Source organism: Pseudomonas sp. dw_612 (assembly GCF_018449725.1).
Lineage (GTDB): Bacteria > Pseudomonadota > Gammaproteobacteria > Pseudomonadales > Pseudomonadaceae > Aquipseudomonas.
On sequence record NZ_JAAVVC010000016.1, the window covers coordinates 57,440 to 79,980 of the forward strand.

Sequence of the window (22,541 nt, forward strand, 5' to 3'; positions counted from 1 at the left end):
GATTGATTAAGGCCGCCGCAAGCGGCTCCAATCAATCAAACATGAAGAGCGCATCATTACTGAACTGCGCCTCAAACCGGCTCGCCGGCATCGGCCGCCCGAACAGATACCCCTGAACCTCATCACACCCATGCTCACGCAGGAAGTCGAGTTGTTCGTGGGTTTCCACGCCCTCGGCGATCACCGCCAGGTTCAGGCTGTGGGCCATGGCGATGATCGCCCGGGCAATCTGCGCATCCTGCTCGCCCGACGGCAGGCCGTCGACGAAGGTGCGGTCGATTTTCAGCACATCGATCGGGAACTGCTTGAGGTAGTTGAGCGATGAATAACCGGTGCCGAAGTCGTCAACCGCAATGCTCAGCCCAAGGTTTTTCAACCCGGCGAGAATCTGCATGGCCTCGCTGACTTCGCGCATCAGGATACTTTCGGTAAGCTCCAGCTCCAGGCACGCCGGCGGCAGGCCGGTGTCCTTGAGGATATTGGCGATGCGCGTGCCGAGCTGGCCATCGGAGAACTGCCGCGCCGAGATGTTCACCGACACCTTCGGCACCCGCACCTTGGCTTGATGCCAGGTCTTGAGCTGACTACAGGCCTCGCGGATCACCCAGTCGCCAACGTCCACCACCAACCCGAGCTCTTCGAGCACCGGAATGAAATCCCCCGGCGGCACCAGCCCGCGACGCGGATGGCGCCAGCGCAGCAAGGCTTCGGCGCCGGTCAGGCGTTTGCCGTCGCCGCTGAACTGCGGCTGGTAATACAGCACGAATTCGTCCTGCTCCAGGGCATGACGCAAGTCGCTTTCCAGTTCCAGGCGCTCAAGGGCGCTGGCGTTCATGTCGGCCTGATAGAACTGGAAGTTGTTCTTGCCGCGCTCCTTGGCGTGGTACATCGCGGTGTCGGCGTTCTTCATCAACTGGCTGAGTTCATTGCCGTCCTGCGGGCTCAGGGCAATGCCGATACTGGCCGTGACAAAGAACTCGCGACCTTCCAGCACAAACGGCTTCACCAGGCTGGCGAGAATCTGTTCCGCCACGTGAATCGCCCGGTTCAGCGCCACTTCGCGGTTGATCCGCGGTTGCAGCAGCAACGTGAATTCATCGCCGCCCATGCGTGCCACAGTGTCGTCATCGTCGACGCAGCCGAGCAGGCGCGTGGCCATTTCCTTGAGCATGCGGTCGCCGGCGGCGTGGCCCAGGGAATCGTTGATCGGTTTGAAACGGTCGAGGTCGAGGAACATCAGCACCACCCACGACTTCTGCCGTTCCGCCGATTGCAGCGCGGTGTGCAGGCGATCCTGGAACAGCGTGCGGTTGGGCAGATGGGTCAGGGCGTCGTAATAGGCCAGGCGATGAATCCGCTGTTCACTGGCCTTGCGCTCGCTGATATCACTGAAGAAGCACACGTAACTGGCGAGGTCGCCTTCGTCGTCGAGCACCGCCGTGATGCCGACCCACGCCGGGTAATGCTCGCCATTGCGGCGCTTGAGCCAGACTTCGCCTTCCCACGTGCTGTGCTGATTCAGTTGCTTGAGCACGTAACGCAGATGCGCTTCCTGTTGCTCGTCGACGGTGAGCATGTTAGGCAACTGGTCAAGGACCTGCGACACCGCGTAACCGCTGACGCGACTGAACGCTTCGTTGGCCTGGACGATGTAGCCAGCCGGGTCGGTGATCAGGATCGCCGAGGTCGAGTGTTCGAAAACCGTGGCTGCCATGCGCAGGTCTTTCTCGGCGCGGCGCTGTTGGCTGATGTCGCGACCGACCCCAAGCACGCCTTCGAAACCGCCATGTTCGTCCCAGACCAGCACCAGCCGCAGTTCGATCGGGATCTTGCGCCCGTCGGCCCGCAGGCAGTCGAACAGGAACAACTGGGTCTGGACCTGGCTGCGCAACAACGCCAATTGATCGGGTTTATCCAGGGCTTTGCTCACCCGGTCCATCAAGCCGTAGATGCCGTTCAGTTGTTGCGGGTTGGCGATGGTCGATTGCCAGCCATTCTGGAAAATCCAGTCGACGTCATAGCCCAGCACCGCTTGCACCGACGGGCTGACGTAATTGAGCGACAGCTTGTTGTCGGTGGAGAAGATCACGTCGCTGATGCTTTCGGCGAGCATGCGGTAGCGCTGCTCGCTGTCGCGCAGGGATTCACTGGCTTCGATCTGCTCGGTGATGTCCTTGGCCACGCCGATGATTCGCGTGACCTGGTCGTACCTGTCCCGCGCCAGGGCCTGTTCGCGGATGTCGAAACGCCGCCAATTACCGTCACGATGACGGAATCGCAATTGGCATTGCAGCAATTGCGAGTATCCGGCCTGGCGCTGGGTCTGGCGTGAACGGTGGTAGTAGTCGGCGTCTTCGGGGTGCAGCAGGATTTCCCAGAAGTACTCGCCCATCTGGTGCAGTTCGGTGCGGTTGTAACCCAGCGTCTGCCCCAGGTGGTGGTTGCTGAAGATCATTCGCTGACTGATCACGTCCTGCACATACAGGTGATCCGGCACGGTGCGCACCACGTCCGACCAGAACCCTTCACGCTCCAGCAGCGACAGCTCGATCAGCTTGCGGCTGGTGATGTCGTTGATGCTCAGGATCACCGCTTTGTAGTCGTGCTGCTCTTCCGGCAGGCGCAGCACCAGCCACAAGTGCTGGTCGCGGCCGTTGGTGTCCTGGAGTTTGATTTCCAGTTCAAGTTGTTTCTGCTGGTTGAGCATGGCCTCCAGTATCTGGTTGCCGATAGCGGTGCAATCCAGCGGGCAACCCTCGATCAGCAGTTTCCAGGCCTGCTCGCAGGAGTTGACGTTGAGCAGTTGCAGGGCAACCTGGTTGACCTCGGTGATGCGCAATTCTTGCAACAGTTGCTGGCGTTGCTCAGGGACTTCGAGCCAGGTCTTCAGTTGTTCGCTGCTATTGAGCTGGGCCTTGTCGAAAAAGCTTTGCAGCCCGGACAGATCGAGCACGCACAACGCAACGCCGGTGCCTTCGAAAATGTCCTGATAGCGGCGACGCCCTTCATGCAACTGACGCTGGCGCCGGCGCATGCTCAGCAGCGCGATAAACGGCAGCAGGGAGAACGCCAGGCCCAGCAGGCATTTGCCGATGAATGCTGGCAGCAGTTGTTCAAGCACCTGTTGGCGGTCGAACAGCCCGCGCAGTTGCCAGTCGCTGCTGCTTAACGGCACGGTTAGCACGGTATTGGCCAGATCATCATCGCTCAGCGTGCCCTGCCGGGTAGCGGGCAGCGCTTCATCGCGGCTGATGATTTGATGATTGAAGCGGTTTTCCACCAGCCACAGCGGACGAATGCCGGCTTCGCTCTGTTTGGTCAGTGAGGAGAAAAACGTCGGGGTCAGGCGCAAGGCCCAATAGCCGCGAGTACTGCCGCTGGCCTGATGCAGCAGCAAGTGCACCACCGAACCATCGTCGGCGTTGCTGAAATAGTGAGCCTGGGCACGACTGCGGCGCACCAGTTCGATCAAGTAGTTGGCGTCCTGACTGTCGGCGGCGCTGTCGCTGAGGATTTTGCCGGAAGGGGTCAATAACGCCAGGCTGCGCAGGTCGGGCAGCGACTGCTGCAATTTTCGCAGTAGCGCCTGCTGTTCGTCGGCTGATTGCGGTTGCTCGACGATCGGTAGCAGATTCAGCGCGATTTGCGCGTTGAGCGCCATGTTCAGGCTGACTTGCGAGGCCAGGTCGGCGGTGTAATCGATGGTGTATTGGCGCTGATTTTTCTGGGTTTCGCTCAGTTGATCCAGCAATTGCCAAAACAGCAGCGCGAGCAGTAACAGCACGAGTGTCGCCAGCGCGCCCTTCAATGTACCGCGCAGGGGAGAGCCGAGCGCGGCAGCCGGTACACGGGTAGAAAGAGGCGGCGTGACATTAGACAAACTGAAATCCTGCGGTTTGGCTGGATTGGCGCGACGTGCACTATAAGCCGGACGCCCGGAGGGCGGCTAGCATGCCTTGAGTTGTGGCGAAGTGCCAGCCCCTCCCGGCTGGACTGCCATCGGTCATTCAGGTAGCTTTGCCGGTTACGTGGGGGCGTTCCAGCTCCTAGAATCAGACTTTTTCAGCGTGCACGCCTTGATTCCCATCAGGCGGACGACGCGCACAGTCTGGCCGGGCTTCGCCCGCGCTCCAATCATTCATCTGTCACTGACCCAAGGTTCTCCATGGCTCAATACGTCTTCACCATGCATCGGCTGGGCAAAGTTGTTCCGCCGAAGCGGGAAATCCTGAAAAACATTTCGCTGTCCTTCTTCCCCGGCGCCAAGATCGGCGTACTCGGCCTTAACGGTTCGGGTAAGTCCACGCTGCTGAAAATCATGGCTGGCGTCGACACCGAATTCGAGGGCGAAGCCCGTCCGATGCCGGAGCTGAATATCGGCTACCTGCCGCAGGAACCGATCCTGGATCCGACCAAGACCGTGCGTGAAGTGGTCGAGGAAGCGGTCAGCGTGATCAAGAACGCCCAGGCACGCCTGGACGAGGTCTACGCGGCTTACGCTGAAGAAGATGCCGACTTCGATAAACTCGCGGCTGAACAGGCCAAGCTCGAAGCCATCCTGCAAGCCAGCGACGGTCACAACCTGGATCGCCAACTGGAAGTCGCCGCCGATGCGCTGCGTCTGCCGGCGTGGGATGCCAAGGTCGAATTCCTGTCCGGTGGTGAAAAGCGTCGTGTGGCCCTGTGCCGCCTGCTGCTGTCCGCCCCCGACATGCTGCTGCTCGACGAACCGACCAACCACCTGGACGCCGATTCCGTCGCCTGGCTGGAGCACTTCCTGCACGACTTCCCGGGCACTGTGGTAGCGATCACGCACGACCGTTACTTCCTGGACAATGTGGCAGGCTGGATCCTCGAGCTCGACCGCGGCGCCGGTATCCCGTACGAGGGCAACTATTCGGGTTGGCTGGAAGCCAAGTCCAATCGTCTGGCGGCCGAATCCAAGCAGCAGTCGGCCCACGAAAAAGCCATGAAGGAAGAACTGGAGTGGGTGCGCCAAGGCGCCAAGGCCCGCCAGTCCAAATCCAAGGCCCGTCTGCAACGCTTCGAAGAAATGCAATCGCAGGAATTCCAGAAGCGCAGCGAAACCAACGAAATCTACATCCCGGCCGGTCCGCGCCTGGGTGACAAGGTCATCGAATTCAAGAACGTCACCAAGGGCTACGGCGATCGCGTACTGATCGACAACCTGTCGTTCTCCATGCCTAAAGGCGCCATCGTTGGCGTGATCGGCGGTAACGGTGCGGGTAAATCCACACTGTTCCGCATGCTGATGGGCAAGGAACAACCGGATTCGGGCAGCATCGAAGTCGGCGAAACCGTGCAACTGGCCTGCGTGGATCAGAGCCGCGAAGACCTGGACGGCAGCAAGACGGTGTTCCAGCAAATCTCCGACGGTTCGGATCAGATTCGCATCGGTAACTACGAGATTCCGTCGCGTACTTACGTCGGTCGCTTCAACTTCAAGGGCGGCGATCAGCAGAAGTTCGTCAAGGACCTGTCCGGTGGTGAGCGCGGTCGCTTGCACCTGGCCCTGACCCTGAAGGAGGGTGGCAACGTCCTGCTGCTCGACGAACCGTCCAACGACCTCGACGTTGAAACCTTGCGTTCTCTGGAAGAAGCCCTGCTGGACTTCCCGGGCGCCGCCATTGTGATCTCTCACGATCGGTGGTTCCTTGACCGCGTCGCGACTCACATCCTGGCGTACGAAGACGACTCGCAAGCCATCTTCTTCGAAGGTAACTACACCGAGTACGAAGCTGATCGTAAAAAGCGTCTCGGCGAAGCGGCGGCCCAGCCGCACCGTGTACGGCACAAGAAACTGGCCTGATATCGGGTGGGTTGCATAAAAAACGGAGCCTTCAGGGGCTCCGTTTTTTTATGGGAATTCAGTTAAACCGCGGTGCGGCCTTCGCGAGCAAGCCCGCTCCCACAGGGGATTTGTATTGGTTACAAATATTCAATCCACTGAAGATCAATTGTGGGAGCGGGCTTGCTCGCGAAGGGGCCCTCAAACTCACCCAATCTCTATGCTCAAAACCTCAATCTGCAAATCCCCCGCCGGCCGCTTCCACAGCACCTCATCCCCAACCTGCGCACCCAACAACGCCCGCCCCAGCGGCGAACCCCAATTGATCAATCCACTGGCCGCATCGGCCTGATCCTCACCCACCAACTGCACGCGCTGCTCATTGCCTTGCTCATCGGCAAACGTCACCCAGGCGCCAATCTGCACTTTGTCAGTCGAGGAGGCCGGGACGACCAACTGAGCACTTTGCAATCGCTGATTGAAATACCGCCAGTCCCGCTCAAGGTCAGCCTGGCGCTGTTTGTCGGCCAGTTCACCTTGTGCGCTTTGCCCATTGAGCAGGTTTTGCACCTCGGCGAGTTTCGCCTGAAGCTGGGCGAGGCCGGCGGGGGTGACGTAGTTGGGCTGCGCGCTGACCTGCCGTTCGACGGGCTGGTCGGCTTGCGCGGCGGCGTTATCTTCATTGACGAAGGCACGGCTCATGGTTTTCTCCCGGTATAGGATTTGGGCCATGCTCGCAGGGATTTAGTTTCGACGAATGTCTGCCAGCGACTCAGGGCGAGCGAAACGCTCGGGCGGCGTCCTGATCTTTCTGCTGTTGCCAGGCTCTTTCGTGATCATCCCAGTGGTGGCTGCGATAGTCCTCGCGATCGCGGTTTTCCAACATCGCCTGGCACTGGCGGAAGCCATCGCCCCAGCCCTCGGCGTATTGCTTGTCCTTGAGATAGCGCGGCACGTTTTTGCGAAATTCGCCGGTCATCGCCCCGGCCGCCTGGCGACCACTGACGCAACCGTCATCGAAACCATCGGCGAAGGCCGGCGGGTAACCCTTGGCAATCAGATCTTCGTGGGTCGACTGGCAACCCGCGCACAACAGCAACAAACCCACCACACCCACGCAACGCCACATTTCAGACTCCCGGCCGGTTAACGGCCTATACAGGGAAGTCTAGAAGTCGATTCGTCAGGCGTTTGTGAAAGGGCTGTGATTAATCTGTTGGATAACCGCAGATCCCTGTGGGAGCGGGCTTGCTCGCGAAGGCGCAGTGTCAGACAGCATCAATGTTGAATGACAGAATGCATTCGCGAGCAAGCCCGCTCCCACAAGGGGTTATGCGTTAGTAGTGATACCACTTCACCTCAAGCATCACTTCATTCTCGGGGGAGGCGAGGTGGCTGAATTCCCGTTGGGCGCTCAGACGCAGGCCGAGGTTGCGCGACAATTCCCATTGCTGGTTCAGGCTTACGCTGCGGCGCACTTCGCCGTTGGTGAAGAAATCACCCTTGGTTTCCAGGCTGAAGTTGCCCAGCGGGTTTTTCCACAACACGCCGCTGTTGAAGCCGGCCGCTGGCGCGACGAACCCGGCGAAATCGTTGTTGTGTTCAATGCGCACGGTGCCCAAGGCAAACCCGAGCACATCGTCGCCCAACGCCCAAGTCCCGCCAGCACCGCCGTTGACGTGGCTGACCAGGGTTTCATCGTCATGCTTGCCCGGCACCCGTTCCAGGCCCCCGGTGACTTGCCAGGACAATGGCTGCAGCAGCTCATTGCGCGGGGTCAGGGAACGAATGGTTGCCAGATCCAGTTGCTGCAATTGCCAGTGATTGCCTTCGTATTGGCGCAGTTTCATTTGCAGGATTTCAATCTGCGCGCCCAGCGGGAAGCTTTCGGCGTTGTCGTTGAGGTCGTGATAGGCCATGCGCAAACCGTACTCGCCGAACGCCTTGTCGCCCCGGGTGCCGATACCGGCCTGCCAAGTGCGGGATTCGTGACCGTCCTCCGGCAAGCCGGGGCGCGGAATGTCCAGTTCCGGTGGTGGGTTCTGGTTGATCGCGCGCAACAGTTCGAAACTGCGCTGGGCCCGCGCCGGATCGCGTTCCTGGCCGTTGGCGCGGTAGCGTTCCAAGCGGTAGGCCGCGTCGATGATCAGCGCCTGACGATCCTTGGGCTGAGCCTTGAAAGCCGGGTCTTGCAGTTGTTTTTGATCGGCGCTGACTTTCAGCACCCAATCCTGTTCTTCACCGTTCAGTGGCTCGGCGCGGCTCAGCAATTCACGCTCGCGGGACGGGCGATACTGGATCGACTCCACCAACCCGGCTTCTTTCACCGCTTTGACGGTGTCGGTCGGGATCGCCGTCAGCGGGAATTGCTCGGTCAGGCGCAGGCTCGGTCGCGCCACTTGCAGCAGTTCAAGCAGGCGATACGAGCAGTTTTCGTCGAAGAAGAAATAGTCGAACTGGATCTGCTTGAGCTCCCAGACGTGCTCGACCATGCGCTCGGTTTCTTGTTGCGTCAGGTTGAGCCGGTATTCCCACAGATCACGGTTTTCCAGGCTGCGGTATTCGGAGAGTTTTTCCTGATACGGCACCAGCGCAAACAAACCGGGATAGCCGCCCATCAAGCCTTTCCAGGCGTAGAGGATGCTGTTGTCCGAGCCTTCGATGTAGGCGCCGAAGTTGATCGCGTAGCTGAGCAGGGCGGTCTGGTCGCTTTGCACATTCGCCTGGTCGATGCGCAGCAGGGTGTGGCCGAACATCGATGACGGACTGTTGAGGTACGCCGCCGGGAAGATCATCACCGCGCTGTGGGGCGCGACATCCTTGAACCATTGCGTGAACTCGGCGCAGTCCAGCTTCGGCAAGTCGGTCAGGTCGAGTTGTGCCTTGAGCCAGCGAGTTCGTGCGGGATAGACGCATTGCGCATGTTTTTCGCCGGCGCTGGCCGGGGCATACAACGCCTGTACCGTCGCCGCCAGTTCATGGTCCGGGTGTTCATTGCCGTCGGGGGCGAGGAAGAATTTCCTGTCGCTGACATAGCTGCGCCAGCCGCCGAGCTTGGCGGTTTCGTAATGGCCCAGGGATATCCAGAAAGGGTCATTGGCCAGTTGCTGCAAACGTTGATTGTCGATGTGTGGCGCGGCGGACAGCGGGGCGCAGACACAGAGCGCCAGCCAGGCAAGGCGTTTGAGCATAGTGAGCAACTTAAAGTCGGAAGAAACAAAGACCCAAGGAGGCGAATGCCATTGACCTGTAGAACCCGTATGACCTGTCGGATCTGTAGGCGCTGTAGGAGCCGTAGGAGCTGTCGAGTGAAACGAGGCTGCGATCTTTCCCGGCTCACTTGAGTCCCAAGTGAAAGATCAAAAGATCGCAGCCTCGTTTCACTCGACAGCTCCTACAGCTCCTACGGGTCCTACAGCTCCTACAGTTCCTACGTCTCCTACAGTTGGTTGGCATTACCCAAGGAGGGCAGGTCCAAAAAACAAAAACCGCTCCCCGAAAGGAGCGGTTGGGTCGAGCTTAAGCTTGAGTGGCGTACTTGGCCAGACGAGGATCGCTCTTCAGGACGGCCAGGGTGTTGGTATGCACGTCGTCAGCGGTCACGTCAGCCTTGCTGAAGATCTGCTGGAAGTGCTCGTGAGTCACGGCGGCGAAGTGCGCACGGTCTTCCGGCGCCACGCCCAGTACCACGGCATAGGTCGTCAGCGCTTCGCCGTTACCTTTGGCCATGTCTTCGGACAGCTCGTTCATCATGCCATTCATGGCAATCCAGGATTTGCCGCCATAGGTCAGCGCCGCATTGGTCGAGCAACCGTTGGTACCGGACGTCATACCAAATGTTGCGTTACCCGAGGTGCCGTTTGTGGTGGATGCCAGGAAGTGAGCCGGGGTGCCGCGCTGTCCTTCGAACAGCATGTTGCCCCAACCACAATCCGGGCCGCCTGGCGCTTGAGCCATAGCGTTGAGGGATACAACGGTGAAGAGAGTACCGAGAAGAATCCGTTTCATAGCTTTGTTCTCTTTGTGTGCATACCAATGGACAAGGGGTTCTAACGCCATCTCGACGTCAGTGGGCCGGTTATTAGTTCCAGCCGCGCAGTTTGGAGTTTAGGCACGTTCCAAGGGTTCCGTGATTTTTTGCAAAACATTCGCTGCAAACATTGATTTGCCCCCGCCCCGCCTGGGGATGATGGTTTGTCTATGCTTTGGCTTGAGGCGCGCCTTGCCAGTCGGGTATGGGCAGCGCCAGAATGCCGCTATCTGCCCCGCCTGATGTAAGGAAGCCCGATGCCTGATCCTGTTGCTGCCAGCTTGCGTCTAGCGCCCGAAGCGCTGACCCGTCCGTTTTCCGCTGAACAGTTCAGCTTCTCTACCACCAATGATTTGGAGCCCTTCCGCGGTGTGCTTGGCCAGGAACGTGCGGTCGAGGCCTTGCAGTTTGGCGTGGCCATGCCGCGCCCCGGTTACAACGTCTTCGTCATGGGCGAGCCCGGCACCGGCCGTTTCTCGTTCGTCAAACGCTATCTGAAAGCCGAAGGCAAGCGCCTGCAGACCCCGGCGGACTGGGTCTACGTCAATAATTTCGATGAGCCCCGCGAACCTCGCGCCCTGGAGTTGCCATCGGGCACCGCCGGTGCGTTCATCGGTGATATCAACGGCTTGATCGACAACCTGCTGGCGACGTTTCCGGCGGTGTTCGAGCACCCGTCCTATCAGCAAAAGAAAAGCGCCATCGACCGCGCCTTCAACCAGCGCTACGACAAGGCGCTGGACATCATCGAGCGCCTGGCCCTGGAGAAGGAAGTCGCGCTGTACCGCGACGCCAGCAACATCGCGTTCACCCCGATGGCTGATGGCAAGGCACTGGACGAAGCGGAATTCGCCCAGTTGCCGGAAGCTGATCGCGAGCGTTTTCACGAAGACATTTCCGGCCTGGAAGAGCGTCTGAACGAAGAGCTCGCCAGCCTGCCGCAATGGAAGCGCGAGTCGAGCAATCAACTGCGCCAGCTCAACGAAGAAACCATCACCCTGGCCTTGCAGCCGTTGCTCTCGCCGTTGTCGGAGAAATACGCCGAGAACGCCGCGGTGTGCGGTTACCTGCAAGCGATGCAGGTGTACCTGCTGAAAACCGTGGTCGAGCAATTGGTCGACGACAGCAAGGTCGATGCGGTTGCGCGCAAGATGCTCGAAGAGCAATACGCGCCGAGCCTGGTGGTCGGTCATTCGGCCAGCGGCGGCGCACCGGTGGTGTTCGAACCGCATCCGACCTACGAAAACCTGTTCGGTCGTATCGAATACAGCACCGATCAGGGCGCGCTCTACACCACTTATCGGCAACTGCGCCCGGGTGCGTTGCATCGCGCCAACGGCGGTTTCCTGATTCTTGAAGCGGAAAAAATGCTCAGCGAGCCGTTCGTGTGGGATGCGCTCAAGCGCGCCCTGCAATCGCGCAAACTGAAAATGGAATCGCCCCTCGGTGAACTGGGGCGTCTGGCCACCGTGACCCTGACCCCGCAACACATTCCGTTGCAGGTCAAAGTCATCATCATCGGCGCCCGGCAGCTCTACTACACGCTGCAAGACCTCGATCCGGACTTCCAGGAGATGTTCCGCGTCCTGGTGGACTTCGACGAAGACATCCCGATGGTCGACGAGAGCCTGGAGCAGTTCGCCCAGTTGCTTAAAACCCGTACCTCCGAAGAAGGCATGGCGCCATTGACCGCCGATGCGGTGGCGCGTCTGGCGACTTACAGTGCGCGCCTGGCGGAACACCAGGGGCGGTTGTCGGCGCGGATTGGCGATCTGTTCCAATTGGTCAGTGAGGCGGATTTCATTCGCCACCTGGCCGGCGACGAGATGACCGACGCCGGGCATATCGAACGTGCGCTCAAAGCCAAGGCGACCCGCACCGGGCGCGTCTCGGCGCGGATTCTCGACGACATGCTGGCCGGGATTATCCTGATCGACACCGATGGCGCGGCCGTCGGCAAGTGCAACGGGTTGACGGTGCTGGAAGTCGGTGACTCGGCGTTCGGTGTGCCGGCGCGGATTTCCGCCACGGTGTATCCGGGTGGCAGCGGGATTGTCGATATCGAGCGTGAGGTCAACCTTGGCCAGCCGATTCACTCCAAAGGCGTGATGATTCTGACCGGGTACCTGGGCAGCCGTTACGCCCAGGAATTCCCGCTGGCGATTTCCGCGAGCATCGCCCTGGAGCAGTCCTACGGTTACGTCGATGGCGACAGTGCATCGTTGGGCGAGGCGTGCACGCTGATTTCGGCCCTGTCGAAAACCCCGCTCAAGCAGTGTTTCGCGATTACGGGTTCGATCAACCAGTTCGGTGAAGTGCAGGCCGTGGGCGGGGTCAACGAGAAGATCGAAGGCTTCTTCCGCCTCTGTGAAGCGCGCGGGCTGACCGGTGAGCAAGGGGCGATCATTCCCCAAGCCAACGTCGCGACGCTGATGCTCGACGAGAAAGTGCTGTCGGCAGTGCGCGCGGGGCAGTTCCATGTCTATGCCGTGCGCCAGGCCGACGAAGCGCTGAGCCTGTTGGTGGGCGAGCCGGCCGGTTCGCCGGACGCCGATGGCCAGTTTCCGGAAGGCAGCGTCAACGCGCGGGTGGTAGAGCGTCTGCGGGTGATCGCGGAAATGATCAGCGAGGATGACCTCAAGGAAGCCGAGAAAGAGATGGCGTTGGAGGCGTTGGTCGAAGCCAAACCGGCCTGATCTGAAGCCACACAAACCCCCTGTGGGAGCGGGCTTGCTCGCGAATGCAATCTGTCAGCCGACATTGATGTTGGCTGACACTCCGCCTTCGCGAGCAAGCCCGCTCCCACAGGTTTTTGTGCATTGGCAAAATCGACATTCAGTGGAAAAAGTGCCATCACTCTGGCGTCAATATTCACACAATGACCGCTCGGCGCCTTCTGGTCTCGCTTTGCTTGCGAGGCGAACTTTTCTTCTATTCTCAGCTCAAGGATAGGGACAGCAATCACTGGATCGAAACAGCCTTCACATGGAGGCTGAATACCGGATCTACCGAGGGTCGCCGCCATGTCGCGCAACCTCTGCCTCACCCGTCAATGCCTGGGTCTTGTGACCCGTATCGAGTGCGCCATCCGCCCATTGGCGGGAGATACGGGCATGTGGACCTTACTCTTCGCCGCCGGAATGGCCGGCGAACAACCTTCCGCCATCAAGGCTCAAGGCCCGTTTCATGGTCCGTTCGTGGCCGAATCCATCCTCGACACGATTGTTGAAAGCCTTACCCTGCATGGCTATGAGCTGGCCGACGATCCGCAAATCTGGAGCCTGCACCTGCAAGCCCAGTTGCGGGAAATCAACGGTGGCCGCTGTCGCAGCCTGGGTGGTTTCGAGTTTCGCCCTGATCACTGATCAGCGTCGGGCAGTTCGGTTTTGTTGAGTTTGACCTCAAAACCATATTGCACGGTGGCGAGGTCGGTTCGTTGGTAGGTTTCCAGTCGCGTCGGCTGGCCGTAGAAATAATGCACGCCAAACAGCGCGGGGCCTTCTGCGCTCGCGTCATGCGTGACCGAGAGAATCTCCTTCAGATAATTGCCGCTGTCGTCCTTGGCGAAAAAGCGCCAGTCCTGAGCGGGAAACAGCTTCAGATCGACCACCAGCGCATTGCCTTTGAGTTCCAGGCCCTTGGGCAATTGGTGCGCGTCGAGGGTTTTCTGTTCGATCGTGGCCAGGAACAACGGCATCGAGCCCACCGCGAAGGCCGGTGTTTCCGGAAACAGATTCAAATCGTACGTAATGACCCCGCGCAACGGATCAATCTGGTAAGCCTCGGCCGGCAGTTCGATCGGTTCATCGCGCTTGCCGTTACCGTCGTCGGTGAAGAACGTCACCGGGCTTTCGCCGGGGCTGAAGGATGAGCCGAGCAGATCGTCGTTGAAACTGCGGGGATGATCGAACTCTATGCGCGCCGCACTCGGGTCATCCACGGACTGGGTAATGCTGACACTCTTTTTCAGCTGCTCCTCGCCTAGGGTCGCGCCTTTGAGCCAGATCGGCGCCTGGTCGTCGTACACCACCACCGGCAAGCTCAGCGGCTGGATGGTTTTCTCGGTGGTGTCGTGATCGAAGCGGCGTATCGGCAGGTTCAGGTCCTTGCGTGTCACGGTGGCGCTGGAGAAGTCCAGCACACTGACATCGAGCGTCTCGATCGGACCGTTGAAATACACCTTGGTGTAATGCCGGGTCTGCTGCTTCTCAAACGCTTGCTGGTCTTCATCCAGTTGCTTTTCGAACGTCTCCGTCCAGGCTTTCTGCTGCTGCATTTGCGCCAGTTGTTTCTGGTAAAAGGCGATTTGCGCGGCGGTTTCATTGATCGAGCCGGAGCGGGAGAGGAATTGCCCGGTGCTGTCCTTGGCCTGCACGATCAGCGGGTTGAGCGGGGTTTCGCTGACCTCTGAAGCCAGCGGCAAGTTGTTGGTGAATTCGACTTCGGCGTAGTTGTTTGTCAGGTTGAGCAGGGTGACGCTGAGGTTGTCGTTGGTGCGCGTCTGGCCGACGTCCTTTTTCGTCAGATCGAAGCTGTAGAGTCGGCGCGGCGCAATCACCTCGACCTTACCTTGCAGGCTCACCGGTTGCGGCTGGTTCTTGTTTTCCACATCCAGGCCATCGATGAAGGGGTAGGTCACCGTCAGGTCATCAGGGTTGGTCAGGTTCGAGCTGGAGGGGCTCAACTGAATGCCGGGATCGGTTTCCGACCATTCCGGCTGGAAGGGGATCACGCGCTTGTTGCTCAGGGTTACCGATTGCCATTCCAGGCCATGGGGGAAGAGAAACGCCGCCGGGATGCTGAAGTTGAAAGGGAACACCGGTTGCAGGTCGGTCAGGTAATCGGAGCTGGAATCCTTGTGCAGCACAAACAGGCCGTTAATGTAGGTGTCCACCAGCGCCTGGGGCGTGGGGTAGTGCTTGAGCACGGCCAGGGCGTCTTCGCCGTACTCGGTTTGCACCGGTTTGCTATCGAGCTTGAGCTGCGCCCGTTCGAGCAACAGCAGCGATCCGCCCAGCTCGGCGACGGCATCCTTGAGCTTGGGGTCCTGAATGGCATCAAGGGACTTCTCGAACTGCGCGGTTTTTTCTTCGAGGCTGACCTGGCGTTTCTCATCGCTGGGGGAACAACCGCTGAGCAACAACGCAAGGCAAAGTCCGGCACTCGTAAAAGGTAATCGCACATCCATTTCCTGTCTTCCTGTCCGGTGTCGCTGACCTGTCAATGGTTTGGACACTAGCAGAAAAACTTTGTCACATACGCGCAGGTTGCGGATTTCCGGGCTGTTTCTGGGTGTAACAGGCCGCTGTTATACTCGCGGCCATTTACCAGCCCTTGTGTGAGATTCAATGGAACGCTTTATCGAAAATGCAATGTACGCCTCCCGCTGGCTACTGGCGCCGATCTACTTCGGTCTGTCCCTGGGCTTGCTCGCGCTGGCGCTGAAGTTTTTCCAGGAAGTCTTTCATGTCATCCCCAACGTCTTCTCGATGGCGGAATCGGACCTGATCCTGGTGCTGCTGTCGTTGATCGACATGGCGCTGGTGGGCGGTTTGCTGGTGATGGTGATGATCTCCGGTTACGAGAACTTCGTGTCCGAACTGGACATCGATGAGAACAAAGAGAAGCTTCACTGGCTGGGTACCATGGATTCGTCTTCGCTGAAGATGAAAGTGGCGGCCTCGATCGTGGCGATTTCCTCGATCCACCTGCTGCGGATATTCATGGACGCCAAGAACGTCGATCCTGAGCATTTGAAGTGGTACGTGATCATTCACATGACCTTCGTGATCTCGGCGTTTGCGATGGGCTATCTGGATAAGCTGACCAAGCATTGATTGCACGACTCCTGTAGGAGCGAGGCTTGCCCGCGAAGAGGCCGTGTCAGGCGACATTTGTTTCGACTGTCACGACGCCTTCGCGGGCAAGCCTAGCTCCTACAGGTCGTGGTGAAACAGACAGGCGGTGTGGTTTGTGGGTTGTGCTTTAGGGCGTCGAGGCATATGCCTGTAAGGGTCTTGGTCCGCCACTGCTTGAGGTGCGCTGATGAACCTGCAAGAGCTGAATGCCTATGCCATCGCCGGGAAGATCGATGAGCTGAACCTGATTTCGCTGGAAGGCGGGATCTATCTGCTGGAAGCGCGGATGCACGGGGCGGCGTATCCGTTGAGCGATACCCACGGCCAGATGTTTCACCTGCGTTCCGTCGAGCATGCCCGTGAAGTGTTGCATGCGTTTCCCAAGCTGCAATTCAACCTCGTGCACACGTCAGTTCATGACGAAATGTGCGGGCTCGGCGCCAGTGCCGAGGAAAGCTTGAAGGTGCCGATTGCCTTCCGGTCGACCTGGCAGAGCTGATAAACGCCATGGCATCTGTGCTAGTCTGCTCGCCCTTTTGATTCCGGGCGCTCCGGGATGCGCTGTGCTCGCACGGCACGTTCCAGGGCTGTCCGCACAGCGGAGCAGTGTCATGTCCGAAGTAAATCTGTCCACCGACGAAACCCGCGTCAGCTACGGTATCGGCCGTCAGTTGGGCGACCAACTGCGCGACAACCCGCCACCGGGCGTTAACCTGGATGCCATCCTGGCTGGCCTGACCGACGCGTTCGCCGGCAAGCCAAGCCGCGTGGGTCAGGAAGAAATGGCCGCCAGCTTCAAGGTGATCCGCGAGATCATGCAAGCCGAAGCGGCTGCCAAAGCTGAAGCCGCTGCTGGCGAAGGCCTGGCCTTCCTGGCTGAAAACGCCAAGCGTGACGGCATCACCACCCTGGCTTCCGGCCTGCAATTCGAAGTACTGACTCAAGGTGAAGGCGCCAAGCCGACCCGTGAAGATCAAGTGCGCACGCACTACCACGGCACCCTGATCGACGGCACTGTGTTCGACAGCTCCTACGAGCGCGGCCAGCCTGCTGAATTCCCGGTTGGCGGCGTGATCGCTGGCTGGACCGAAGCCCTGCAACTGATGAATGCCGGCAGCAAATGGCGTCTGTACGTGCCGAGCGAACTGGCTTACGGCGCTCAAGGCGTTGGCAGCATTCCGCCGCACAGCGTACTGGTGTTCGACGTCGAGCTGCTCGACGTACTGTAAGACCTGAGTGTCGGAACGGGCTTGATCATGTGGGAGCGGGCTTGCTCGCGAAAGCGGTGTTTCATTCAGCGATGATGTTGAATGTTATGGCCTCTTCGCGAGCAAGCCCGCTCCCACAGGGCTCGCTCCGACATTTTGCATTTTCATAGTTCGATCTTGTGGTGCAGTTCATGCGCAGGGCGCAACGCCCGGGCATAGCAGAACAGAAACAGATTGCGCACCAGTTCCTTGAGCACCACCGGCTCGCTGGAACTCAAGCCGCTGACGTCCAGGTCACCCTGATCCTGCAACTCGTTCAAGGCTTCTTCTTCAAGCACCGCACAGACTTCCCCGGTTTCCCGATGCAGGATCCTGAGGTAAGGGTGTGGGCGGTCCAGCCAGGCATCGATCAAATAAGTCATGGGTCTCATCTCCATTGATTGGTTTCAATGAGAATAATTCTTATTCATCAAATAGCAAGGGCCTATTGGCGGTTTCTGATTTTTTCAGGGTAAAGGTTGCGTAAGGTCAAAACGGCTGGCGTTTGGCTACTGCGAGGAAATGCTGGGGGAAGCGGGGGAGGGTGAAGCACCATCCCACGCCGGGCGCGGGATGGATGACAGCAGGTTCAGACTTTTCTGACGAACTCGGATTTGAGCTTCATCGGGCCGATGCCGTCGATCTTGCAGTCGATGTCGTGATCGCCATCGCACAGGCGGATGTTCTTGACCTTGGTGCCGACCTTGACCACCAGGGACGTGCCCTTGACCTTGAGGTCCTTGATCACGGTGATGGTATCGCCGTCCTGCAGGACGTTGCCTACCGAATCCTTTTTCACGGAATCATCGGACGCCACTTCAGCTTCGCCGCTGGCGGACCACTCGTGGGCGCACTCCGGGCAGATCAGCTGTGCGCCGTCTTCGTAGGTGTATTCGGAATTGCATTTCGGGCAGGGTGGCAACGTGCTCACTAAGGCTCCTTGGATTGAGGATCGCTAAAAGTCGCACATTGTATAGGGTTTTGTCGGAGGAGGGAGCTGACAGCAAAAGATCGCGGCCTTCGGCAGCTCCTACAGGGTTTTGTGTACACCTGTAGGAGCTGCCGAAGGCTGCGATCTTTTGATTTTGTTTCTGAATGTCAGTGCGTGCGAGCTACCGCAAACTCGCTCAACTCAACCAGTGCATCGCGATATTCGCTAGCCGGCAGGGCGTCGAGGCATTTGATCGCACGGGCGACGTAATCACGGGCCAGTTGCGCGGTGTATTCCAGCGACCCGGATGCTTCAACGGCCTCACGGATGCTTTCCAGATCTTCGATGCCACCTTTCTGGATCGCCTGGCGAACCAGTGCCGCCTGCTCAGGGGTGCCTTCGCGCATGGTGTAGATCAGCGGCAGGGTCGGTTTGCCTTCGGCCAGATCGTCACCGACGTTCTTGCCCAGGGTTTGCGCGTCGCCCTTGTAGTCCAGCAGGTCATCGACCAGTTGGAAAGCCACGCCCAGGTGGTCGCCAAACGTGCGCAAGGCTTCAGCCTGTTCCGCTGTGGCTTCGCACAGGGCTGCGGCGCTATGGGTCGAGGCCTCGAAGAGCATCGCGGTCTTGCCGCGGATGACTTCCATGTAGGTTTCTTCGGTGGTGCTGGCGTCACGGATCTTCGACAACTGCAGCACTTCGCCTTCGGCAATGATCCGCGTGGCCTGCGAAAGGATCTTCATCACCGGCATGGAGCCCAGTTCGACCATCATTTCGAAGGAGCGCGAATACAGGAAGTCGCCCACCAGCACGCTTGGCGCATTGCCCCACATCGCATTGGCGGTCGAGCGGCCACGGCGCATGCCGGACATGTCGACCACGTCGTCATGCAGCAGGGTCGCGGTGTGCAGGAACTCGATCGTGGCGGCCAGCAGGCGCAGGTCATCGCCTTCGCGACCCAGAGCCTTGCCACACAGCAACACTAATAGAGGACGCAGGCGTTTACCGCCGGCCGAGGTAATGTAGTCGCCGATTTTCGATACCAGCGGCACTCGGGAAGTCAGCTGCTTCTTGATGATGCCGTCGACGGCGTTAAAATCGTCCGCCACCGCGCGGTAGAAAGCTTGGGGTTGCATCAGCGACAGTTGCTCCAGAAGGGTTGCGCGGCATGCTAGGACCCACGTCCGGGCCTGTCAAGGTACGATGGACGGCCTCTTGCATCGTCAGGACAGCTTGCGTACAATCGCGCACCCTGAACTTCCTGGGCAGCACCTGCCTTACGCAATTGCAATCAGGCCTTCCAGCCCTATGCAGCCATGCCAGCCAATACCTCTTCTTATAAAGAGCTGGGTGAGCAGGATTATCGGAGAAATACCATGTCGTACGCAGTAATTGTTACTGGTGGCAAGCAATACAAAGTCGCCCCAGGTGAATACCTGAAGATCGAGAAACTGGAAATCGCTACCGGCGAATCCGTTACTTTTGATCGCGTTCTGTTGGTCGCCAATGGCGATGACGTGAACATCGGCGCTCCAGTTGTTGCTGGCGCTACCGTTGTGGCTGAAGTGATCTCCCAAGGTCGTCACGATAAAATCCGCATCATCAAGTTCCGTCGTCGTAAGCACCACATGAAGCGTATGGGCCACCGCCAGTGGTACACCGAGATCAAAATCACCGGTATTCAGGCTTAATTTCAGCCTAATTCCTCACTAGGAGAATTGACTCATGGCACACAAAAAAGCTGGTGGTAGTACCCGTAACGGTCGCGACTCAGAAGCCAAACGCCTTGGCGTGAAGATGTATGGCGGCCAGGTTATCATTCCGGGCAACATCATCGTGCGTCAGCGCGGCACCCAATTCCACGCCGGTTACGGTGTTGGCATGGGTAAAGATCACACCCTGTTCGCGAAAATCGACGGCGTGATCAAGTTTGAAGTAAAAGGCGCTTTCAATCGCCGTTACGTAAGCATTGTTCCGAAGACTGCAGTCGTCGCGGCATAATTACGTAGTTGCTGGAAAAGCCCTGTCTCGCGACGGGGCTTTTTCGTTTGTGGGGTGAGTCTCTTGCAAAGCTGTTTGTGATGGGCGAAAGCAGCTGGATTTGCGGTAGTTGCTTGAGGTCGCTGCGCTCATTTTTGCAAGAGTCTTATGTCTGGTTTTTTTGGCTCGTCCGTATGACGAGAGGCGTTTTGTTATGAAGTTTGTTGATGAAGTATCGATTCGAGTAAAGGCCGGCGACGGCGGCAACGGTTGCATGAGCTTCCGTCGCGAAAAATTCATTGAAAACGGCGGCCCGAACGGCGGTGATGGTGGTGATGGCGGCTCGGTCTACATGGTTGCCGACGAAAACCTCAACACCCTGGTGGACTACCGTTACACCCGGCACTTCGATGCCGAGCGTGGCTCCAACGGCGGCAGCACCGACTGCACCGGTAAAAAAGGTGAAGAACTGGTACTGCGCGTTCCGGTCGGCACGACCGTTATCGACTCCGCTACCCAGGAAATCATCGGCGACTTGACCAAGGCCGGCCAGCGTCTGCTGGTGGCTCATGGCGGCTGGCACGGTCTGGGCAACACCCGTTTCAAATCCAGTACCAACCGGGCTCCACGCCAGACCACGCCGGGTAAGCCGGGCGAGGCGCGTGACCTGAAGCTGGAAATGAAAGTATTGGCTGACGTCGGCCTGCTGGGCTTGCCGAACGCCGGTAAAAGTACCCTGATCCGCGCGGTATCGGCTGCCAAGCCGAAAGTCGCCGATTACCCGTTCACCACCCTGGTGCCAAACCTGGGTGTGGTCAGTGTTGATCGCTGGAAAAGCTTCGTGGTCGCGGACATCCCGGGCCTGATCGAAGGGGCTTCCGACGGCGCCGGCCTGGGGATTCGCTTCCTCAAGCACTTGTCGCGTACCCGTCTGCTGCTGCACCTCGTGGACATGGCGCCACTGGATGACACCAGCGCTCCGGATGCGGCGGAAGTGATCGTCAGCGAACTGACCAAATTCAGTCCGTCCCTGGCTGAGCGTGATCGTTGGTTGGTACTGAACAAGTGCGACCAGATCCTTGAAGAAGAGCACGATGAGCGCGTCAAGGAAATCGTTGATCGCCTGGAATGGACTGGTCCGGTCTACGTGATCTCTGCGATCTCCAAGCTGGGCACCGAGCGTCTGTGCCACGACATCATGCGTTATCTGGAAGATCGTGCTGATCGCCTGGCTGCCGACCCGGCCTACAAGGAAGAGCTGGCCGAGCTCGATCAGCGCATCGAAGACGAAGCCCGTGCTCAGTTGCAGGCTCTGGATGATCAGCGTGCCCTGCGTCGCAGCGGCGTGAAGTCGGTCCACGACATCGGTGACGATGATTGGGACGAAGAAGATGTGGATGACGAAGACGGTCCGGAAATCATTTACGTGCGTGACTGATTCGTTGCGATAAACTTAAGCGCCGCTCATATGAGCGGCGTTTTAGTATCTGGAATTTGGTGGTCACGAATAACGTTACGGGCAGCGCTGGGTCGCGCTGTCCTCAAGCTAAGGTTGAAGATGATGCGGAGCAAGGTGACAGGTGCGCAGCGTTGGGTCGTGAAGATCGGCAGCGCGTTGCTGACGGCGGATGGCAAGGGCCTGGATCGCGCGGCCATGGGCGTCTGGGTTGAGCAGATGGTGGCCTTGCATGAGGCAGGCGTCGAGCTGGTGCTGGTGTCCTCCGGGGCAGTGGCGGCCGGCATGAGCCGTCTCGGCTGGACCGTGCGACCCAGTGCAATGCACGAATTGCAGGCGGCGGCCGCCATCGGCCAGATGGGCCTGGTGCAGGCCTGGGAGTCGAGCTTTGGCGAGCATGGCCGGCATACCGCGCAGATTCTCCTGACCCACGACGACCTGTCCGACCGCAAGCGCTACCTGAACGCCCGCAGCACCTTGCGTGCGTTGGTCGAGCTTAAGGTGATCCCGGTGATCAACGAAAACGATACGGTGGTCACTGACGAAATCCGTTTCGGCGACAATGACACGCTGGCGGCGCTGGTGGCCAACCTGGTCGAAGCTGATTTGCTGGTGATCCTGACCGATCGCGACGGCATGTTTGACGCTGATCCGCGCAACAATCCCGACGCCAACCTGATTTACGAGGCCCGTGCCGATGATCCGGCGCTGGATGCAGTGGCCGGCGGCACCGGTGGTGCGCTGGGTCGCGGCGGGATGCAGACCAAATTGCGTGCGGCGCGTCTGGCGGCGCGTTCGGGGGCGCACACCATCATCGTCGGCGGGCGCATCGAGCGCGTGCTGGATCGCCTGAAGGCTGGCGAGCGCATCGGCACCTTGCTGTCGCCGGAACGTGGTCTGCTGGCGGCGCGCAAGCAGTGGCTGGCGGGGCATCTGCAAACCCGTGGCACCCTCGTGCTGGATGCGGGGGCGGTGACGGCATTGTCTAAAGGCAATAAAAGTTTGCTGCCGGTGGGCGTCAAGCTGGTCCAGGGCAGTTTCCGCCGTGGCGAAATGGTGGTGTGCGTGGCGCCGGATGGTCGAGAAATCGCCCGCGGTCTCGCCAATTACAGCGCCCTTGAGGCGCAAAAAATCATTGGTCAGTCGTCTGAGGCGATTGTCGGTCTGTTGGGTTACATGGCGGAACCGGAACTGGTTCACCGCGATAACCTGATCCTGGTCTGAAGGAAA

Annotated in this window: 19 protein-coding genes; 10 read left to right on the forward strand and 9 right to left on the reverse strand. The window is 59.2% G+C overall.

Annotated elements, in window-relative coordinates:
• Positions 1-31: 31 nt before the first annotated feature.
• Positions 32-3,880, reverse strand: a complete 3,849-nt coding sequence (locus tag HB680_RS22220) for a bifunctional diguanylate cyclase/phosphodiesterase (protein ID WP_213940652.1) — start codon at positions 3,878-3,880, stop codon at positions 32-34.
• Between the two features lie 285 nt (positions 3,881-4,165).
• Between HB680_RS22220 and ettA the strand changes: the two genes are divergently transcribed.
• On the forward strand, positions 4,166-5,830 hold the full coding sequence (ettA, locus tag HB680_RS22225) for an energy-dependent translational throttle protein EttA (RefSeq protein ID WP_213940653.1): 1,665 nt from the start codon (positions 4,166-4,168) through the stop codon (positions 5,828-5,830).
• A gap of 186 nt (positions 5,831-6,016) precedes the next feature.
• Here the strand turns inward: ettA and HB680_RS22230 are convergent, their stop codons facing one another.
• The 4 genes from HB680_RS22230 to HB680_RS22245 all read right to left on the reverse strand — a co-directional run bounded on the left by HB680_RS22230 (position 6,017) and on the right by HB680_RS22245 (position 9,817).
• Positions 6,017-6,511, reverse strand: a complete 495-nt coding sequence (locus tag HB680_RS22230; RefSeq protein ID WP_213940654.1) for a GreA/GreB family elongation factor — start codon at positions 6,509-6,511, stop codon at positions 6,017-6,019.
• Positions 6,512-6,581: 70 nt separating this feature from the next.
• Positions 6,582-6,938 carry a hypothetical protein gene (locus HB680_RS22235; RefSeq protein WP_213940655.1) on the reverse strand — a complete coding sequence of 119 codons (357 nt, stop codon included), beginning with the start codon at positions 6,936-6,938 and terminating at the stop codon, positions 6,582-6,584.
• A 208-nt stretch (positions 6,939-7,146) separates the two neighbouring features.
• A complete protein-coding gene (locus HB680_RS22240; protein ID WP_213940656.1) occupies positions 7,147-9,000 on the reverse strand; it encodes a DUF4105 domain-containing protein in 1,854 nt (617 codons plus the stop codon).
• Positions 9,001-9,328: 328 nt separating this feature from the next.
• On the reverse strand, positions 9,329-9,817 hold the full coding sequence (locus HB680_RS22245; RefSeq protein ID WP_054051400.1) for a DUF3015 domain-containing protein: 489 nt from the start codon (positions 9,815-9,817) through the stop codon (positions 9,329-9,331).
• Between the two features lie 279 nt (positions 9,818-10,096).
• Between HB680_RS22245 and HB680_RS22250 the strand changes: the two genes are divergently transcribed.
• Positions 10,097-12,535 (forward strand): ATP-binding protein, encoded by a 2,439-nt coding sequence (locus HB680_RS22250; protein ID WP_213940657.1) that lies wholly within the window; start codon positions 10,097-10,099, stop codon positions 12,533-12,535.
• A 327-nt stretch (positions 12,536-12,862) separates the two neighbouring features.
• On the forward strand, positions 12,863-13,204 hold the full coding sequence (locus HB680_RS22255) for a hypothetical protein (RefSeq protein ID WP_123509165.1): 342 nt from the start codon (positions 12,863-12,865) through the stop codon (positions 13,202-13,204).
• Here HB680_RS22255 and HB680_RS22260 read toward each other — a convergent pair.
• Entirely contained in the window at positions 13,198-15,027 is a 1,830-nt protein-coding gene (locus tag HB680_RS22260; protein ID WP_213940658.1) for a hypothetical protein, read from the reverse strand. The genes HB680_RS22255 and HB680_RS22260 overlap by 7 nt on opposite strands.
• Positions 15,028-15,187: 160 nt before the next feature.
• Between HB680_RS22260 and HB680_RS22265 the strand changes: the two genes are divergently transcribed.
• From HB680_RS22265 to HB680_RS22275, 3 genes are all read left to right on the forward strand, one after another.
• Positions 15,188-15,676 carry a TIGR00645 family protein gene (locus HB680_RS22265; RefSeq protein WP_054051388.1) on the forward strand — a complete coding sequence of 163 codons (489 nt, stop codon included), beginning with the start codon at positions 15,188-15,190 and terminating at the stop codon, positions 15,674-15,676.
• Positions 15,677-15,884: 208 nt separating this feature from the next.
• Complete coding sequence (locus tag HB680_RS22270) at positions 15,885-16,196, forward strand: DUF6482 family protein (protein ID WP_213940659.1); 312 nt, start codon at positions 15,885-15,887, stop codon at positions 16,194-16,196.
• A gap of 112 nt (positions 16,197-16,308) precedes the next feature.
• Positions 16,309-16,926, forward strand: a complete 618-nt coding sequence (locus tag HB680_RS22275) for an FKBP-type peptidyl-prolyl cis-trans isomerase (protein WP_213940660.1) — start codon at positions 16,309-16,311, stop codon at positions 16,924-16,926.
• 143 nt (positions 16,927-17,069) lie between these two features.
• Here the strand turns inward: HB680_RS22275 and HB680_RS22280 are convergent, their stop codons facing one another.
• The 3 genes from HB680_RS22280 to HB680_RS22290 all read right to left on the reverse strand — a co-directional run bounded on the left by HB680_RS22280 (position 17,070) and on the right by HB680_RS22290 (position 19,011).
• On the reverse strand, positions 17,070-17,327 hold the full coding sequence (locus HB680_RS22280) for a hypothetical protein (RefSeq protein WP_213940661.1): 258 nt from the start codon (positions 17,325-17,327) through the stop codon (positions 17,070-17,072).
• Positions 17,328-17,533: 206 nt separating this feature from the next.
• A complete protein-coding gene (locus HB680_RS22285; RefSeq protein WP_213940662.1) occupies positions 17,534-17,875 on the reverse strand; it encodes a zinc ribbon domain-containing protein YjdM in 342 nt (113 codons plus the stop codon).
• A 167-nt stretch (positions 17,876-18,042) separates the two neighbouring features.
• Positions 18,043-19,011, reverse strand: coding sequence for a polyprenyl synthetase family protein (locus HB680_RS22290; protein WP_213940663.1), 969 nt, complete (start codon positions 19,009-19,011; stop codon positions 18,043-18,045).
• A 240-nt stretch (positions 19,012-19,251) separates the two neighbouring features.
• Here HB680_RS22290 and rplU point away from each other — a divergent pair, with 240 nt between their 5' ends.
• The 4 genes from rplU (at position 19,252) to proB (ending at position 22,535) form a co-directional block, all read left to right on the forward strand.
• Positions 19,252-19,566, forward strand: coding sequence for a 50S ribosomal protein L21 (gene rplU / locus HB680_RS22295; protein WP_003230856.1), 315 nt, complete (start codon positions 19,252-19,254; stop codon positions 19,564-19,566).
• Positions 19,567-19,600: 34 nt separating this feature from the next.
• Entirely contained in the window at positions 19,601-19,876 is a 276-nt protein-coding gene (gene rpmA, locus HB680_RS22300) for a 50S ribosomal protein L27 (protein WP_046048788.1), read from the forward strand.
• A 193-nt stretch (positions 19,877-20,069) separates the two neighbouring features.
• Entirely contained in the window at positions 20,070-21,293 is a 1,224-nt protein-coding gene (gene cgtA / locus HB680_RS22305) for an Obg family GTPase CgtA (RefSeq protein ID WP_123514524.1), read from the forward strand.
• A 123-nt stretch (positions 21,294-21,416) separates the two neighbouring features.
• Positions 21,417-22,535 carry a glutamate 5-kinase gene (gene proB, locus HB680_RS22310; protein WP_213940722.1) on the forward strand — a complete coding sequence of 373 codons (1,119 nt, stop codon included), beginning with the start codon at positions 21,417-21,419 and terminating at the stop codon, positions 22,533-22,535.
• Positions 22,536-22,541: the final 6 nt, after the last annotated feature.